At 60.7% G+C, this 17,183-nt stretch carries 13 protein-coding genes; all 13 read right to left on the bottom strand.

Annotation, left to right across the window (positions count from 1 at the left end):
* Positions 1–110: 110 nt before the first annotated feature.
* On the bottom strand, positions 111–1,331 hold the full coding sequence (locus HNP33_RS07450) for a PLP-dependent aminotransferase family protein (protein WP_184706896.1): 1,221 nt from the start codon (positions 1,329–1,331) through the stop codon (positions 111–113).
* A gap of 208 nt (positions 1,332–1,539) precedes the next feature.
* Positions 1,540–2,976, bottom strand: coding sequence for an FAD-binding oxidoreductase (locus HNP33_RS07445; RefSeq protein WP_184706894.1), 1,437 nt, complete (start codon positions 2,974–2,976; stop codon positions 1,540–1,542).
* A gap of 15 nt (positions 2,977–2,991) precedes the next feature.
* On the bottom strand, positions 2,992–4,383 hold the full coding sequence (locus HNP33_RS07440) for a VOC family protein (RefSeq protein ID WP_184706892.1): 1,392 nt from the start codon (positions 4,381–4,383) through the stop codon (positions 2,992–2,994).
* Between the two features lie 252 nt (positions 4,384–4,635).
* Positions 4,636–6,129: a xylulokinase gene (gene xylB, locus HNP33_RS07435; RefSeq protein WP_184706890.1), complete on the bottom strand. Its 1,494-nt coding sequence runs from the start codon at positions 6,127–6,129 to the stop codon at positions 4,636–4,638.
* 108 nt (positions 6,130–6,237) lie between these two features.
* Entirely contained in the window at positions 6,238–7,179 is a 942-nt protein-coding gene (locus HNP33_RS07430; RefSeq protein WP_184706888.1) for an AraC family transcriptional regulator, read from the bottom strand.
* A 178-nt stretch (positions 7,180–7,357) separates the two neighbouring features.
* Complete coding sequence (locus HNP33_RS07425) at positions 7,358–8,302, bottom strand: carbohydrate kinase family protein (RefSeq protein WP_184707161.1); 945 nt, start codon at positions 8,300–8,302, stop codon at positions 7,358–7,360.
* 46 nt (positions 8,303–8,348) lie between these two features.
* Positions 8,349–9,740: a D-arabinitol 4-dehydrogenase gene (gene dalD / locus HNP33_RS07420; RefSeq protein WP_184707159.1), complete on the bottom strand. Its 1,392-nt coding sequence runs from the start codon at positions 9,738–9,740 to the stop codon at positions 8,349–8,351.
* Positions 9,741–9,803: 63 nt separating this feature from the next.
* Positions 9,804–10,838: an ABC transporter ATP-binding protein gene (locus HNP33_RS07415; RefSeq protein WP_184706886.1), complete on the bottom strand. Its 1,035-nt coding sequence runs from the start codon at positions 10,836–10,838 to the stop codon at positions 9,804–9,806.
* A 21-nt stretch (positions 10,839–10,859) separates the two neighbouring features.
* On the bottom strand, positions 10,860–11,699 hold the full coding sequence (locus HNP33_RS07410) for a carbohydrate ABC transporter permease (protein WP_184706884.1): 840 nt from the start codon (positions 11,697–11,699) through the stop codon (positions 10,860–10,862).
* Positions 11,700–11,710: 11 nt separating this feature from the next.
* The gene (locus HNP33_RS07405) at positions 11,711–12,568 is read right to left on the bottom strand and encodes a carbohydrate ABC transporter permease (RefSeq protein ID WP_184706882.1); all 858 of its coding nucleotides are present in this window, start codon (positions 12,566–12,568) and stop codon (positions 11,711–11,713) included.
* 176 nt (positions 12,569–12,744) lie between these two features.
* The gene (locus HNP33_RS07400) at positions 12,745–14,061 is read right to left on the bottom strand and encodes an ABC transporter substrate-binding protein (RefSeq protein ID WP_184706880.1); all 1,317 of its coding nucleotides are present in this window, start codon (positions 14,059–14,061) and stop codon (positions 12,745–12,747) included.
* Between the two features lie 315 nt (positions 14,062–14,376).
* Positions 14,377–15,267 (bottom strand): transporter substrate-binding domain-containing protein, encoded by an 891-nt coding sequence (locus HNP33_RS07395; protein ID WP_184706878.1) that lies wholly within the window; start codon positions 15,265–15,267, stop codon positions 14,377–14,379.
* Between the two features lie 262 nt (positions 15,268–15,529).
* Positions 15,530–17,137, bottom strand: coding sequence for a glucose-6-phosphate isomerase (gene pgi, locus HNP33_RS07390; protein ID WP_184706876.1), 1,608 nt, complete (start codon positions 17,135–17,137; stop codon positions 15,530–15,532).
* Between the last annotated feature and the right edge of the window lie 46 nt (positions 17,138–17,183).

Genomic DNA, 17,183 nt, shown 5'->3' with positions numbered 1-17,183 from the left:
ACGAACCAGAGGGTCATACCACTTTAGCGTAGCCCCGGTGTGAAAAAGCCCGCGATTCCATGAAACCGCGGGCCTGCATGCGCCAAAGCGCCGGAGCCTTGAACCTATCCTTATCGCGCCTGTGCAAATGCCTGTGCCAGCCGCTCCACCGCCTGCTCGATCTGCACCACATCCGGAGCAGCGAAAGACAGGCGCATGGAATGCAGATCGGCGTTGTCGGCATAAAAGGCCTTGCCGGGCACAAAGATCACATTGGCGGCAACCGCCGCGTCAAACAGCTTTTGCGGATCAATGCCTTTGTCGAATGTGAGCCAGACAAACATGCCGCCTGCAGGCTGCACAAACTGCACAAGATTCCCCAATTTCGCCTTCATGCCATTGGTCAGCGCCTGCATGCGGCGGCGGTACTCTGCACACGCCGCAGCCACCGCCTGGGCGTAACGGCCCGACTGCAGGTAGCTGGCTGCCACCGCTTGCGCCAGCGGCGATGTGCACAAGTCGTTGGTCTGCTTGGCTACGGTACAGCGGCGCAGCACGGCGGGGTCGGCCACCATCCAGCCTACGCGCAAGCCAGGAGCAACCGTTTTGGACAGGCTCGATAGGTAGACAACCGGGTTCTCGCCCTCACCGCCTTGCGCCTGCAACCAAGCCTGTGCAGCCGCGTAGACTGGTGCGGGACGCTGGTCTGTAAAAGCCAGTTCGCCGTAGGGATCGTCCTCCACCACGACAAAACCGTATTGCAGCGCCAGTTGCACCAGCTTGGTCCGCCGATCCTGCGTGAGCAAGGTACCGCAGGGGTTGGAGAAATTGGGTACGGTGTAGAGGAGACGCGGGCGCTCGTGCGCAGGCAATTCTTCCAGCAACACCTGCAGCGCATCCACGTTGAGGCCATCGCCATCTACCGGCGTGCTCAAAATACGGGCGCCGGCCTGGCGCAGCGCAGCGATGGTGGCCGGATAAGCGGGCGTTTCGACACACACCACATCACCAGGCTGCACCAACACGCGCAGCAGCAGATCAAAGCCCTGCTGGGAGCCGGTGGTCACCAGCACGTCGCTGGCAGCACAGCGGATGCCGCGCGCCTGGCACTGTGCGGCCAACTGCTCGCGCAGTGCGGGTGAGCCTTCGGTGGCGCCATACTGCAGCGCAGTTGCGCCCGTGGTCATGGCCTGGGCCGCCGCTGTTGCGAGCCCTTCCTGGTCAAACAGACTGGGCGACGGATAGCCGCCGGCCAGCGAGATCATGCCAGGGCGGCTGAGATAGGGAAACAGTTCGCGGATTGGCGAGCCCTGCGGATTGGCGAACGCCGGGGTGAATCGGAAAAATGACATGGTTGTGTGTCTCCTTGTTGTTCTTGAATAGGAAATCTGGTGGGACAGGCTGGTTGCACACCAGAGTTTGCGCCCTGTACGCATCACAAAAGAGCGCTTGCAGCGCCTGTCCCTATTGGCTTTTGATCGCTCTTCTACTGCAAGCTGCAGTAAGGCGCACGCTGCCAGCCATGCCTTTGAAAGCATCTGCCAGACCGCGCACGCACTGTCACTTGGCCACGCCCAGATCTACCGTGCCGCACAGGTGCTGCGGATCAAGCCGCTCGCGCCAGCCATCGGCCCATTGCTGCAGCAGCACAGGAGTGAATTGCCGGTAGTAGGCGATGTTGTGCGGACCCACACCGTGCTCGGCGCTGTAGCTGCCACCAAAATCCTGCACCACCATCGTATAGATCGCATCGCGCAGGCGCTGTACCACCGCTGCGTCATAGAGCTCGGCGGCATCCTTGCGCCAGATGACATTGAAATGCACGCCGCCATCGGCAATGTGACCGAAGTCCACCACTGTGAGGAACGGGTAGTCTCGCGCCACCAGTGCGCGGCCCTGGCGGCAGAATTCCATGATGCGCGAGCGCGGTACGGAAACGTCGAACGCAATCGGCTTGCCCAGCGCACGCGCTCCTTCACTGATGCTGTGGCGCAGGTGCCAGAGCTCCTGCGCATTGCCCAGTGCGGCGTTGACGATGGTCGATTCAAACTGGTCTTCCAGAAAGCCGTTCAGTGCCTCCTGCAGATCCAGATTGCTGTACTTGGTGGCCGCATTGGCTTCCAGCTCGATCAGGATTGCGAAATCGGGTGCGTCTTCGGGTGCAAACGGGTTGCGCAGATTGGGAACATGGTCAATGGCCGCCTGCATGGCGTTGCCGGAAATCCCTTCAAACGCGGCCAGCCAGTCGCCCAGATCACGCTCCATGGCTTGCAGCAACTCCATCACGGCTTCATCCGATGCAGGCACCACCAGTGCCGTGGCCCGCTGTGTGGGGCGCGCATGCACCTGTATGGTGGCCTGCGTGATAATGGCGCCAGCGCCCGAGCCTCCCACCAGCAGCTGCTTCCAGTCCACGCCGGTATTGTTCTTGCGCAGCGCGCGGCCCAGCTCCACCACTTCACCAGGAGGGTCCATCAGCACGGCCTGCACCGCCATCAGGTTGGCGCGCACATCGCCATAGCGGATCAGGCGCGTGCCGCCGGTGTTGGTGGCAATCATGCCGCCAATCGATGGATTGGCGCCCAGATCGATGGGAAACCACAGGCCATGCGGCTCCAGCTTTTCATTCAATTCCTGCAGAGTGACGCCGGCGTCCACCACCACGCTGCGGTTGGCTGCGTCCACCTCGCAGGTGGCGCGCAGGCGTGACAGGTTCAGCACGATCTGCGTGCCGCTCATGTCGGGCGTGCTGGCCCCCACCATGCCGGTGTTGGCCCCTTGCGGCAAGAGCGGAATCCGCTGCGCCGCGCACAGCTGCACCACCGCCTGCACCTGCTCCACACTGGCCGGGCGCACCACAAGGCGTGCGTGGCCCTGGCCGTAGCGCGCGCCTTCTTCGTAGGCGGCCATATCGGCTCCCTGCAGCACACCACTGGCGCCCACAATGGCCTGCAGCTCGGCCAGCAGCGCCGTGTTGTCTACTGTATTGCCTGCCATGCTCGCACCCATGGCTCAGGCCACGCTTTCAGTGGCACTGGCAGACAATGCAGCGCGCACGGCACGCAGCGACTCATCCTGCATCGACTGGTACAGCGCGATCTCGTCGTGCACCTTGGCCCCCAGGTCGGCTTCAAAAGCCTGTTGGGCCTGGTTGGCTGCGTAGTGCTTCTGCTCTTCGCCTCCCAGGTTGGACTGGAAGATGCCTGCCGCACTGACGGGCAGAAAATCTTCGTACACGATGGGCTCTGCGCGCACCATGCCGCCTGTAATCAGCTCCTCGATGTCGGCATCAGCCATGGCATCTGGCGCCACGTCCGCATCGGCGTTTTGCAGCACATAGCGGTAAAAGGCCAGGCCTTGCTTGCGCATGGCTTCATGTGTGTCGGGGAAAGCAGCAAATGCCATCTGCAGGCGATCCTGGTAATTGGCGCTGGCGCTACCGGCATTGCCCATGCTGCGCACATTGGCCAGCAGCTCGTCATACAGGGCGCGGCCCTTGCGGGTGAGCGCCACACCACGCTGCTCAATCTCGCCAAACCGCGCGGTGTGCGTGCCTTGGTCACTGCTGCCGCCGGGAAAGTTCACCTTTTCCTGCAGGGCCTTGAAGCTGGTCTGGCGCAGCAGGATCGGGCAATCACGGCGAGGCGGGCCCTCGACCACATCCTTGGCATCCATGCCATGCCGGGGCATGCCCGCCTGTGCAGCATCGATGTCCAGCGTACGCGGCGTGAGGTGGTTGATGTGCGGGCCCTTGAAGCAGACCACATCGGCGATCAGACGGTGCGCCTTGTGCAGCTTGTCGTAAGTGGCGGCGTCCACGGTGGCCTCGCTGTGCCAGCGGAAGGTTTCCAGCGCCTCGCTCACAAACTCGGTGGCTTCGGCGTCCGTCAGGCCGCCAGCGGCTTCATGCTGGGCTATCAGCGCCAACGCCCGTGCCGTGAAGATATTGCGCTTGGCCAGAATGGCGGCAGCCTCGTCGCGCAAGGCGGCATCGGCAATCAAATCCAGGCGCAGCAGCGAGGTAAACACCCGGAATGGATTGCGGTTGAGCGACTGTGTGGAAACCGGCCGGAACGCGGTGGAATGCACCGGAACGCCAGCCACCGACAGATCGTAGTAGCCCACGGCCTCCATGCCCATTACTGCAAACAGGCGACGCAGCGTGGACAACTCCTGCTGCGTGCCGACACGGATGGCGCCATGGCGTTCCACATCCAGGCGCGCCAATTCATCGGCCTGCTGCATGGCTGCCGCCAGCTGGGGCTGCGCCTGCAGCACCTGCGTGTTCACGTCGGCCACCAGGTCGATCAAGGAGCCGTATTGCGGCACTTCCTCGCGGTACATATCGGACATGGCGCGGGAAAAGCGCGCGCGGACTTCATCGGGGTGAACAAACGCAGTCATTGCAAATATAAATTTAATAGCATGAAAACCATACAGAAATAGGATTTAGTGGCGATTTTCTCGCCATCTGCCGGCCTATCCTTCGCTGCGCATGATGCTAGAAGCCGCCTTGCCCGCGGTCAAACGACAATAGCGCGCGACTTTGTTCCAAATACGCACAATATCGCGGGGGGGCAGAATACGCCCGAGGCACCCGCAACATGCGGCCGTAGCGCCCGGCGGCACTTCAGCCCGGGAATCAGCACGGAGACTTTATGGGCCTTTCATACCGCTCGCTGCTGGATCGAAGTGCGCTCGCAGCCGTGCATACAAGGCCTGGAACTGCGCATGCCGCCTCTGGTGGCCTTCTGCTTGCGTGGAATCGGGCTCAAAGCACCGCTGCACTGCTGGGGTCGCACACACAGCGCTCACCGTACCTCCAGCGGCCAGTTGCGCCAGACGGGCTGCTCCGAGCGCCCCGCCCACTTCGCCTCCCGCATGCAAGGTGAGAGGCACTTCGAGGATGTCCGCCAGTAGCTGTGACCACCAGGCGCTGCGCGCGCCTCCACCAACCAGCGCCAACGCGCCGGCAGGTTGCGCCAGCGTATCCAGGCCATCGCGCAGGCCCATGCTCACGCCTTCCACCACCGCATACGCCAGATCCGCCTGGCCATGTATCTGGCTCAAACCCAACAGAACGCCTTGCGCATGGGGATTGTTGTGGGGAGAGCGCTCCCCCGAGAGATACGGCAGAAACAGCGGCGCATGCACGCGCGCGCTCGCATCCAGCGAGGCGGCGGCAGCGAGCAAGGCAGCTTCGTCCCTGAAGCCCAGGCTGCCAACAGCCCAGCGCACTGCGCTTGCAGCCGATAGCATGACCGACATCTGGTGCCAGCGGCCCGGCAACGCATGGCAGAAGGCATGCACCGCCTGCTGCGGGTTCGGTGCAAAGTGCTCGCCTGCAACGAAGATCACCCCCGAGGTGCCGAGGGAAACAAACCCCTGGCCCGGGTTGATCAGGCCCATGCCAACGGCGCTGGCCGCATTGTCGCCACCGCCCCCTGCGATCACCACGCCGCCCCTGTGCGCTGTGCCGACACCCCAACGCCTTGCCAGCGCTGGTCGGAGCCAGCCCGAGGCTTCGCTGCCCTCCACCAGTCTCGGCATATGGGCCCTTGCAAGGCCAGTAGCGGCCAGTAGTTCATCAGACCAATCGCGCCGGGCAACATCCAGCCACAAGGTGCCGGATGCATCCGACATATCGCTCACCGCTTCACCACTGAGCAGCAGGCGCAGCCAATCTTTGGGCAGCAGGACGCGAGAGATGCGAGCGAACAGCGCAGGCTCCTGCTCACGCATCCACAAGAGCTTGGGAGCCGTAAAGCCTGGCATGGCCAGGTTGCCCGTAATGCGTGCCAGCTGCGGCACTGCCTGGCTAAGTTGCTGACACTGCCGGGCGCTGCGCCCATCGTTCCACAGTATCGCCGGGCGCAGCACTGTGTCTGCTGCATCCAGCGCTACCGCACCGTGCATCTGCCCCGACAGGCCGATACCGCGCACCGAGGCCAACGCACCAGCGTAGCGCCCCTGCAGCGCGGTCATCACGGCGTCAAGCGCCTGCTCCCATTGGCTGGGGTGCTGCTCTGCCCACAGCGGCTCGGGGTGATGGACTGAAAGCGGCGCATCCGCCATGCCGGCGATGTCGCCTTCATCCGTCAACAGCAATGCCTTCAGCGCAGATGTGCCCAAATCCAGCCCGAGATACATGAGTCAGTCTTTCAGAACGTTTTTACGATCTCAGAGGAAAGGGACTGGTATTGCCCCAACTGCGCTCGCAAGAGCATGCCAACCGGTTGCAATATCCAGCGTGCAGCATCACCGCTGGCCCCCAAACCGATGATCCGCCTGCCGCCGGAACTCGGTCGGTGTCATGCCCTTGATCTCCAGGAAGCGGCGATTGAAGTTGGCGACATTGTTGAAGCCGACCTGGTAGCAAATATCGGTCACGTAGTGGTCGGTCTGCATCAGCAAGTGACATGCACTGTTGATACGCACGCGGTTGACGAAATCGGTGAAGCTATTGCCGGTGGAGCGGCGAAAGAACCGCGAAAAACGGGATTCCGTCATTCCCAGCTCAGCCGCCAGATCGCTCATGCTGATCGGGTCTTCCACGTGGGTGGTGATGCGGTCAACAATCAGGCCGATCTGGTCTTGCTCCGCGCCACCGTCGCCTTGCATCTGCACGGTGGAGAGCAAGCGGTAGTCCGGGCACTGCGCCAAATCTGCCATCAGTTCACAGAAGTGGCCAAAGCGCCGGATGCCGCGCGATGCCTTGATCCGATCCCAGTGCTCGCGGGCGCGTTTGGACACACCAAAAAACTCCACGCCATAGCGCGCGCGGCTGAGCAGTTGCATCACATCGGATAGTTCGGGAATGCTCTCGCCTGCGCATTGCAAGGGTTCATGAAGAAACTGGATGACCAGATCGCGCTCGTCCACCCTGTTGTCGCCCGTGTCCAGCGATATCCAGTTGTGTGGCAGTCGCGGTCCGCACAGCACCAGATGGCCGGGCTCAAATGGACCGATCCAATCCCCGATGAATGCTTTACCCGATGTTGCAGTGATGAGGTGCAACTCGTATTCGTCGTGAAAATGCCAGCGTGCCAATGGCGTGGGAAAACCGTGCGCCAGGCAACGCACCAGGCCCGCTTCTTCCGGGGTTTCATAGCCGAGGGCAGGAGAACGCAGAAATTCACGCTCCAGCTCGGGTTGCTGCTGACGAGGACGTATCTGGACCGGACGGGGAGATGCACGCATGACGAAATCAAGCCTCAGACACTACGATGCAGTCTTCAATACCAAGGCTGAGCGCAGATGCCTCTTGCTTTGCTGCGGGCCGGAAAGACGATGGGTCATGAAACTTTCTCCCTTTGTATGTCTGCAAAACCGGGCCTGCAACGCATCAAGCTGCACCAGGAAGCCAAAGCCGTGCCATTCAGGCGTCGCCCCAGCGCGCCAGCAAGCCGTCCACCTCTGCACGATGCGGAGGGTTGGCGCCTTCACGCATGCAGTTGATGGCGGCGGCCGCAGTGGCAAACTTCAATACCTCTCGCCAGCGATCCGTCGGCAGTGCAGCCAACGCAGCGGCATTCTCAACCCCACGCTCCAGCAGGGCAACCGACAGACCCGCCGCAAAGGTATCGCCTGCACCAATGGTATCAGCCACCTCGATAGGGGGCGAAGCAACCTCCAGCGGCGCTGCACCCGGGCGGTACAGCGTTGCCCCGGCTCCGCCTCGCGTCATGACGACGGCACGCGGGCCAAGCCGCATGCAATCGGCCGCCACATCGGCGAGCGCTCGCCCCGGGGCCAGCAGTGCCGCATCTTCATCACTCATCTTGACCACATCGGCAGCCGCCAGCCAGTGCTTGCAACGCTCGCGCCAGCTGTCAGGATCGGCAATCAGGCTGGGCCGCGCATTCGGGTCGAACAGCACCATGCGCTGCCCGCGCTGTGCCTGAACCAATTCGGTAATACGTGTGGCCGCCGGTTCGTGAAGCAGCGCAATGGATCCGAAATGCAGCCAGCGGCAGCTGTCAGGCAGAACGGGCAGCTCCGCTGGCGACCAGAGCGTGTCTGCCGTCCCCTGCATGTAAAAGGCATAGCGATTGCTTGTGGGCGTTCGCTCCACAAAGGCCAGCGTGCTGGGTGCATCGCTGCGCAGCACGAAACGGGTGTCGATGCCGTTGCCTTGCAGATAAGCCAGCAGACGCTCGCCAAACAGATCTGTCGAGAGTTGGGTGACAAAGCCTGTCGGTTGCCCCAGCCGCGCGCAGGCCACCGCACTGTTGGTGAGCGCGCCACCCTCATGCCCCTGAAAAGCCAGCCCGCTGGCGGCAGTGAAGTCGATCAGCGATTCGCCAATGAATACGATGCGCACCGATGCCGTCATGCCCTCGCTCCGATCATGTGAGTCCGTGCGACCATCATGCAACAGCCTGCAACTGCGCAACCTGCCTGGCGGCGCGGCGTACTGCGCCGGTCAGACGCGCATCGCCAGCAATATCACCCCACAAAATCCTGTCAGCGCACAGCGCTTCCACAGGGTCGGCGGCAGCACAGATGGCATGTGCTACAACAGGGTTCATACTTTGATCCTGGTAGGTATAGCTCAATTGGCCTGCATGCCAGCGCTGTAAAACGGCCAGGAACAAGGCCGGCAGCATGGCGACGCTGTCGATGTTTGCATGCACCGCCAGGCGCTCGCGTATGGTCGGAGCAATGAAGCCCGGAATTTTGGAGAAACCGTCGGCCGCCACACGCTGGTTGGTGTCACGAATGGCTGGGTTGGAAAAACGCTCCAGCACTACATCGCGGTAGGCGGGCAGGTCGATGGGGCTGGCGTTGCCAGCCTGGCTCAGGCAAGGGATGGCGTCGTTGGTGACATAGTCGTAAGCCATCTGACGAATGACCGGCGTACGCACACCTTCGTGGATGTATTGCAGCCCGCAGAGCGTACCGGCCCAGGCAATACAGCTATGGCTGGCGTTGAGGATGCGAATTTTGGCTTCTTCGTACGGCTGCACGGATTGCACCAGCTCCACGCCCACACGCTCCCAGGCCGGGCGGCCTGCAATGAAGTCGTCCTCGATCACCCATTGGATGAAGCTTTCGGCGGTGACTGGCACAGTATCATCCCAGCCAGTGGCGTGGCGCACGCGGCCACGCAAGTCGGCAGGCGGGCGCGGTGTGATGCGGTCTACCATGGTGTTGGGGCTTACCGTGTTCGCTTTGGTCCACGCGAGCAGCGGCGCATCGCCAGCGTATTCGATGAATTCCAGTAGCCCGGCCCGAAAGCGCTCGCCATTGTGGCGCAGGTTGTCGCAATTGAGCAGCGTCACCGGCCCCGCCTTGGCCGCCATGCGCGCGCGCAAGATGGCAGTCATCGCACCATAGATCGTGCTGCCTTCTGCACGCAGTTGCCCACGTCGCGCGCACTCCAGATCCACCACCAGGTCGGGATAGCTCAGATCCAGCTGGTGTTCGTGGTTCAGGTAATAGCCAGCCTCGGTCACCGTGAACGAGATGATGCGCGTGGCCGGGTCGGCGCCACGCGCCACCGTTGCTGTCTGGCCCGGTACGTAAGAGAGGACTTCCTGGATGGCATCAATGCGCTCGTACCGATACTCCCCGGCGGGAGATACGGTTTCCAGCGTGTATGCCCCCTCTTGCGCACGCAGCGCAGTCAATACATCTGTCATGTCAGGCCGCAGATTGGCGCCCGCCAGCGACCATTGCACATCGCCCGCCCCGCGCAGTGCTTGCAAGTAAGCCGCCTGATGCGCACGGTGAAACGAACCCAATCCCAGATGGAGCACCACCAAGCCAGCCGGCGCAGGAATAGATGTCACAAAAGTCTCCCAAAAACTCGAACTACAAAATCACGCAGTGGCAAGGCTGCGGCCTTCCCGGTTGAACAGGTGCAGCATCGATGGGTCAACCTCTACGCCCACTTCATCGCCTGCATGCAGCGCGGTGCGATCGTTCTGGCGCGCAATCATCGTGATGCCGCCAATATTGACGTGAATCAGCGTATCTGCCCCCAAAGCTTCCACCAGCTCTACGCGCCCCGACATACCACGGGCCAGGCCTGGGTGAACGCGAACGCTTTCGGGCCGCACGCCGACAAATCCATCCGCCGGCAATCGGCCTTCGCTTAGCTGGGACACCGTAGGCAACGCATTGGCTGGCAGCATGTTCATCGATGGCATACCAATGAACTGAGCAACGAACTGGTTGGCCGGGCGGTCATATAACGCAAGCGGCGATCCCACCTGTTCGATCAGTCCGTCCTTGAACACCACCACCTTGTCTGCCAGGGTCATGGCTTCCACTTGGTCGTGCGTCACATAGATCGTCGTGGCGCCCAATGACTCGTGCAGCTTCTTGATCTCTACCCGCGTATTGCCGCGCAACGCCGCATCCAGGTTGGAGAGCGGCTCATCAAACAAAAAGACCTTGGGTGCGCGCACAATGGCACGCCCAATGGCCACGCGCTGGCGCTGGCCACCCGAAAGCTCTTTGGGCGTGCGCTGCAGATACTTGGAGAGATTGAGCTTGTCGGCCGCAGCTTCGACCTTCTGCCTGATCTCCTGCGCAGGAACTTTGGCAAGCTTGAGCGCAAAGGACATGTTGTCGAACACACTCATGTGCGGATAAAGCGCATAGCTCTGGAACACCATCGCCAGATCCCGCTTACCCGAGGGGAGGTGGGTGATGTCACGCCCATCCAGCAGCATCTGCCCACTGCTGACCGGCTCCAGACCTGCAATCAGGCGCAGCAAGGTCGATTTGCCGCAGCCTGACGGGCCGACAAAGACGATGAACTCGCCTTGTTCGATCGACAGATCCACTCCCTTGATGATGTGCGCATCGCCAAAGCTCTTCTGGATATTTTTGAGTTGGAGGAAAGCCATGATGTTGTCTCCATCTTGCGGTTACTTGACCGCTCCAAAGGTGAGGCCCTGAACCAGTTGTTTTTGCGAAAACCAGCCAAAAACCACAATAGGGGCGATGGCCATCAGCGACGCTGCCGACAACTTGGCCCAGAACAGGCCTTCTGGGCTGGAGTACGAAGCGATCAGCGTGGCCAGCGTGCCCGCCTTGGCCGAGGTGAGATTGAGCGCCCAGAAAGCCTCGTTCCAGCTCAGTACCAGGCACAGCAAGCCACAGGAGGCCATACCACCCACCATGAGTGGCATCACCACATGGCGGAATTCCGTCCACAGCGTGGCGCCGTCCATGCGTGCAGCCTCCAGAATTTCGTGCGGAATATCCTTGAGGCTGGTGTAGAGCATCCACACCATGATGGGCAGGTTGGAGAGCGTAAATACCACGATCAACGCAGGCAGACTGTCAAGCATGCCTGCGGTCTGCGCCATCACATAGACAGGCACCAGCGCGCCGACCGCAGGCATCATCTTGGTGGAGAGCATCCACATCAGGATGTCGCGCGTCTTTCTGGTACGGAAGAACGCCATCGAATAGGCCGCAGGCAGTGCAATTGCCAGACCAATGAGCGTGGACGCCACACTGGTGATAAGCGAGTTGCGTGCATACAGCAGGTAATCGCTGCGGCGCTGCACCTCGACAAAATTTTCCAGCGAAGGCTCAAATACAAAAAGCGGGGGCACGGCAATGGCTTGCAGTTCTGTCTTGAACGCCGTGAGAAACAGCCAACCAAGCGGAAAGAACAGCAGCAGCGAAACAGCCCATGCAGCGACTGTTCGCACCACGGTCGGAGCGAGGGTGCGCAGAGTGAAAGGGTGCGATGACATCGCGGGTCTCCTCAATCCAGGTTTTTTCCGATGACGCGGATCAGGAAGGCCGCGACGATATTGGCCAGCACCACTGCAAAAAACGCACCGGCAGAGGCCACGCCTACATCAAAATTGAGCAGCGACTGCTTGAAGATCATGTAGGTGATATTCGTGCTGGCATTGCCCGGCCCGCCGCCCGTGGTGATGGCGATCTCGGCAAAGACCGAGAGCAGAAAGATCATCTCGATCATGATGACCACCGCCATCGGCCGCCCCAGATGCGGGAGCATGAGGTAGAAGAAGCGCTGCGGACCGTTCGCACCGTCCATGCGCGCAGCTTCCATCTGGTCTCGATCCAATGACTGGAGAGAAGTGATAAAGATCAAGCAGGCGAAAGGCAGCCATTGCCAAGACACCATGATGATGATCGACAGCAAGGGCCAGTCGGTCAGCCAGTCGACCGGCTCGGCGCCAAAGCTGCGCCACAGATCGGCCAGAATGCCGTAGATCGGATTCATCATCATGTGCTTCCATAGCAGCGCATTGACCGCAGGCATGACGAAAAAGGGCGAGATCAGCAACACCCGCACGATACCTCGCCCCGGGAAAGGCTCGTTGACCAGTAGCGCCAGCAATACTCCCAGCACCACGGTGATGCCAATCACGCTGCCAATGAGCAGCAGCGTGTTCCACACGGCAGGCCAGAAATCGGGATCGGTGACAAAGTACTGAAAGTTATCAATACCCGAGAAACTGCGCTCGCCCGGTTGCATGAGGTTGTAGTTGACGAACGAAAAATACAGCGTCATCAACAGTGGAACGATCATCCAGAGAAAGAGCGCAATCACGGCAGGCGCCATCAGGGCGCGGGGCAGCAGACGTTGCATGGGGCACTCCGGCTAACAACAATGAACATGAACGCGAGAAATGGCGCAGCGCATGCATGGACCTGCAGGTGCCACCTCTTCTCACACGCCCCGCCCTCATCCCTGCAGCCAAGGGTGCAGAGATATGGCAGGGGCGTATTCCTCAGAGAGCTCACAAACAAGAAGCACGAATGCCCTTATTTGTAGTAGCCGCCCTTTTTCATTTCACGCTCCGCCATCGTCTGCGATGTCTTGAGCGCCTGCTCGACGGGCACCTTGCCTGCAAGCGCTGCGCTCATTTGCTGGCCCACTGCAAAGCCAATGGCCTGAAACTCGGGAATAGCCGCATACTGCACACCCGCATAAGGCGATGGTGGCAATGTGTTTTCTCCGGCATTGGGGTTGGCCGCATCGATGGAGCGCTTCTCTGCTGCTGCGAATCCAGCAACCTTTTGGAATTCCGGGTTCGCGTAGGTTGATTTGCGCGTGCCTGTAGGTACTGCCCTCCAGCCGTGCTCCTTGGCAACCAGGTTGACGTAATCCTTGGATGTGGCCCACCGGATGAACTTCTGCGCTGCCTCGCTCTTGGAAGAACTGGCTGGAATGGCCAGATTCCACGACCACAACCAGTTGGCACCCTTGGGAGTGACTGCCACCGGTGCCTGTGCATATGCCACCTTGTCAGCCACCTTTGATTGCTTGGAATCGGAGATGAAGGACGCCGCAATGGTCGCATCCACCCATTGAGCACACTTTCCTTCATTGAAGAGCGCCAGGTTTTCGTTGAAGCTGTTGGCCGATGCCCCTGGCGGGCCGTTCTTTTTTATCAGATCAACGTAGAAGCCGATTGCGTCTTTCCATGGTTGGGAATCGATCTGGGGTTTCCATGCCATGTCGAACCACTGGCCGCCGTAGGTATTGACCATGGTGGTCAGAAGCGCCATGTTGTCGCCCCAACCAGGCTTGCCGCGAAGGCAGATACCGTATACACCCGCCTTGGGATCGTTGACCTTGGCTGCAAAATCCTTGACCTCAGCCCATGTCGGTGGATCGCTGAACTTCACGCCGGCCTTGTCAGCCAGATCCTTGCGGTACATGAGCATGGAGCTTTCAGCGTAGAAGGGTGCTGCGTAGAGCTGGCCCTGGTAGCTCAGGCCACTGCGAATGGCGGGCAGCAGATCGTCCACGTCATAGGCGGCATCGGTCGCAATGGGCTTGAGCCAGCCTTTCTTCGACCAGATCGGCGCTTCGTACAGGCCGATGGTCATCACATCGAACTGCCCACCTTTGGTGGCGATGTCGGTCGTCACGCGCTGACGCAAGGTGCCCTCTTCCAGCGTCACCCACTTGAGCTTGATCCCCGGATTGGCCTTTTCGAAAAAGGGAGTGAGCTTCTGCATCTCGATCATGTGGCCGTTGTTCACGGTAGCAATGACGAGCTCGGTGTCCGCATGGGCATCAAATCCGGCAGTGGCAAGAGCAAGCACAAGACAAGCTGGGGCAAAACGCTTCATGTCATCTCCTAGGTGTTTTGTATGACCGAGGATTTTCCGCATGCCTGCTTGCGAGTCCGGTACCATTTATTCTTGAATCGATACTTTCTTGCACCATCGCAATAGGGTATTCCCTTTTTTTCGCGATACAAATACAGATCAAAGTTACGCAACTGCCCTCTATTGCGACGACATTTGCACGGCCTGCATGGTCTGAAAGCCTTTCACCGCCACATCCTTGGCATCCATACAAGCTCTGTGGATCGCGTGCTGACAGCGCCTGACAACAAAAAACCCAGCCAAGGCTGGGTTTGCACTCAGGGCAGAGAGAAGCGCTTATTGGTCAGCGTAGGCTTCCAACGGCTTGTCGTTGGGTTCCTGAATCAGCTTCTTCAGGGTATCGCTCATCGGCAGATTCAAGGACATGTTCTTGGGCGGGATCGGTTGCATAAACCACTTGTCATACACCTTGGCCAGCTCGCCGGATTTCATCAGCTTGGTCAGGCTGTCGTCCACTGCTTTCTTGAAAGCGGGGTCGTCCTTGCGGAACAGGATGGCAATGGGCTCGGAGCCCAGCACTTCTCCCACGATCTTGTAGCCCTTGGGGTTCGCAGAATTGGCAATCACGCCCGCCAGCAGATTGTCGTCCAGCACAAAGGCATCGGCACGGCCAGACTCAAGCAGCATGAAGCTCTCGAAATGGTCCTTGCCCAGCGTGGTGGGCAGGTTGACGTTGTTGTCCTTGCCAAACTTGCGCAGCAGCTGCACGGCTGTGGTGCCAGCCGAGGCCGCCACGTTCTTGCCATCAAGCTGCTTGAGACTGGTGATGGTGGAGTCTGCCTTGACCGCTGCGCGCACCTGGCTCACATACGTGGTCACCGCAAACGACACCTGCTTTTGACGGGTGAGGTTGTTGGTGGTGGGGCCGCAGCCGATATCGACCGTGCCGTTCTGCACCAGCGGCATGGTGTTCTGCGCGGTCAATGCCATGTACTCGATCTTGGCATTGGGCGCGATTTCCTTGAGCACGCGCTCGCACAGTTCCACATGGTAGCCACCAAAAGTCTGGTTGGAACCAATGGCATAGGCCATGGGTGCCGAGCTCTCACGCACGCCCATCACCACCTTGCCGGTGCTGTTGATCTTGTCGAACGTGCTTTGCGCCATGGCTGCGCCGCCTGCGGCTACGGCCATTGCCGCCACCGCCATCTTGATGCTGAATTTCATTATTGGTATCCCCTTGGAAATGACGAATGCAGCAGTCCGGTCGATCACCGGGCCGCTGCGCCAGCCTTGTCAGTGTGCTGTGGGCTCTGCGCGGTCGCCATCCAGAAAAGCCCCGAGTGAGGGCCGGCCCGAAAGTTTGCGCTCGCGCAATAACTGAACAAGTATTCCAGAGACCGAGAGGATTCCCAACCGCTGATTCGGAAGCATGTATTACCGAATTGGAAACAACATGCTGCAGCGCAGTGTCAAGCAGCCTCTGTCGTCAAGGCGCCAGTTTGCCCACCAGTGCCTGCGTGGAGGGGTCTACGCCTTGCCAGTCGTCGCGGTCGCGCCGGGCAAACAGGTCCTTGGCCAGTTGCTTGCCCAACTCCACGCCCCACTGGTCAAAGCTGTTGATGCCCCAAAGAGCGCCGCTGACAAATACACGGTGCTCGTACAGCGCAATCAGCGCGCCCAACGTGGTGGGCGAGAGCTTGTCCACCAGCAGAAAGGTGCTGGGACGATTGCCTGGGCAGTATCGGGGGCCGGTTTCCTCGGTGCGCCCCACCAGCAGTGCCTGGGCCTGGGCAATGGCATTGATGACCAGATTGTTCTGGTGGCTGGCCAGCGTCTTGCCGCCATCGCGGGCAGCGATGAATTCGACCGGAATCACATCCCGACCCTGGTGAATCATCTGGAAGAACGCGTGCTGGCCATTGGTGCCAGGCTCGCCCCAGACCACGGGCGAGGTGGAATACGGCAACACCTGATTGTGCACGTCCATGCCCTTGCCATTGCTCTCCATCTCCAGTTGCTGAAGGTAGGCCGAGAGGCGCCGCAGTCCATGGCTGTATGGGGCCACGCAGCGCGAACCAAAACCGAAGAAGTTGCGATACCAGATATCCAGCAGGCCCATGCGCACCGGCAGGTTCGACTCCAGCGGTGCGGTCTTGAAGTGCACGTCCATGTCATGGGCGCCGCCCAGCAGCGCACGAAAATGCGCCGCCCCCACAGCAATCGCAATGGGCAACCCGATAACCGACCACAGCGAATAGCGGCCACCCACCCAGTCCCAAAAACCCAAGGTGGTATCGATACCAAACCGGGCGGCAGCCTCGGTATTGGTTGTCAGCGCCCAGAAATGCTTGGAAATCGACAAGGCCGCAGCACGGTCGTCACTGCCACCCTGCGCCACAAACCACTCCCGCGCCGAATGCGCGTTGACCATGGTCTCCAGCGTAGTGAATGATTTGGACGCCACCAGAAACAAGGTGGACTCGGGCCTGATCTGCGCCAGCACATGGCCCAGCTCGTGGCCATCCACATTGGAGACAAAGTGAAAGCGCTTGCCTTCGATACGCCAGTCTTCCAGCGCATTGACGACCATGGCAGGCCCCAGGTCGGAGCCGCCAATGCCGATATTGACGATGTCGGTGATCTGCGGATTGGCACGAACCTGCTCGGCCAGCGCCAGCATCCGGTTCAGGCTGGCATGGACTTCCTGCAGCGCGCCGCGCACCGCGGCGTTGCTGCCCGGCAGCCAACCCGTCAGCCCCTCCTCGGGTTGACGCAGCAGCCAATGCATGACGGCACGGTCTTCCGACTGGTTGATGGCATCGCCTGCAAACATCGCATCGCGGTAGCGCTCCAGCTCGCATTCGCGCGCCAGTTGCAGCAGCAATTGCTGACTGGTTGCATCCACGCGGTTTTTGGACAGATCGGCAAACACGTGCGGCGCCTGCTGCGAGAAAGAGGCGTAGCGGGACGAATCCTGCACAAAGGCCTCGCGCACGTCCAGCTGCTGGCCGGTCGCCTCAAAATACTGCTGCAGTTGCTGCCAGGCAGGCGTCTGGTCGCAGCGCTTGCGCTGCATGGAGAAAGCTGAATTCATGGTGGTGGGCCCGCACACCGGGAGTGCAGGCGCTTGGAAACAATCA

This window comes from Comamonas odontotermitis (assembly GCF_014207855.1).
Taxonomy (GTDB): Bacteria; Pseudomonadota; Gammaproteobacteria; order Burkholderiales; family Burkholderiaceae_C; genus Comamonas; species Comamonas odontotermitis_A.
This window is presented reverse-complemented; position numbering and strand designations above follow the sequence as displayed.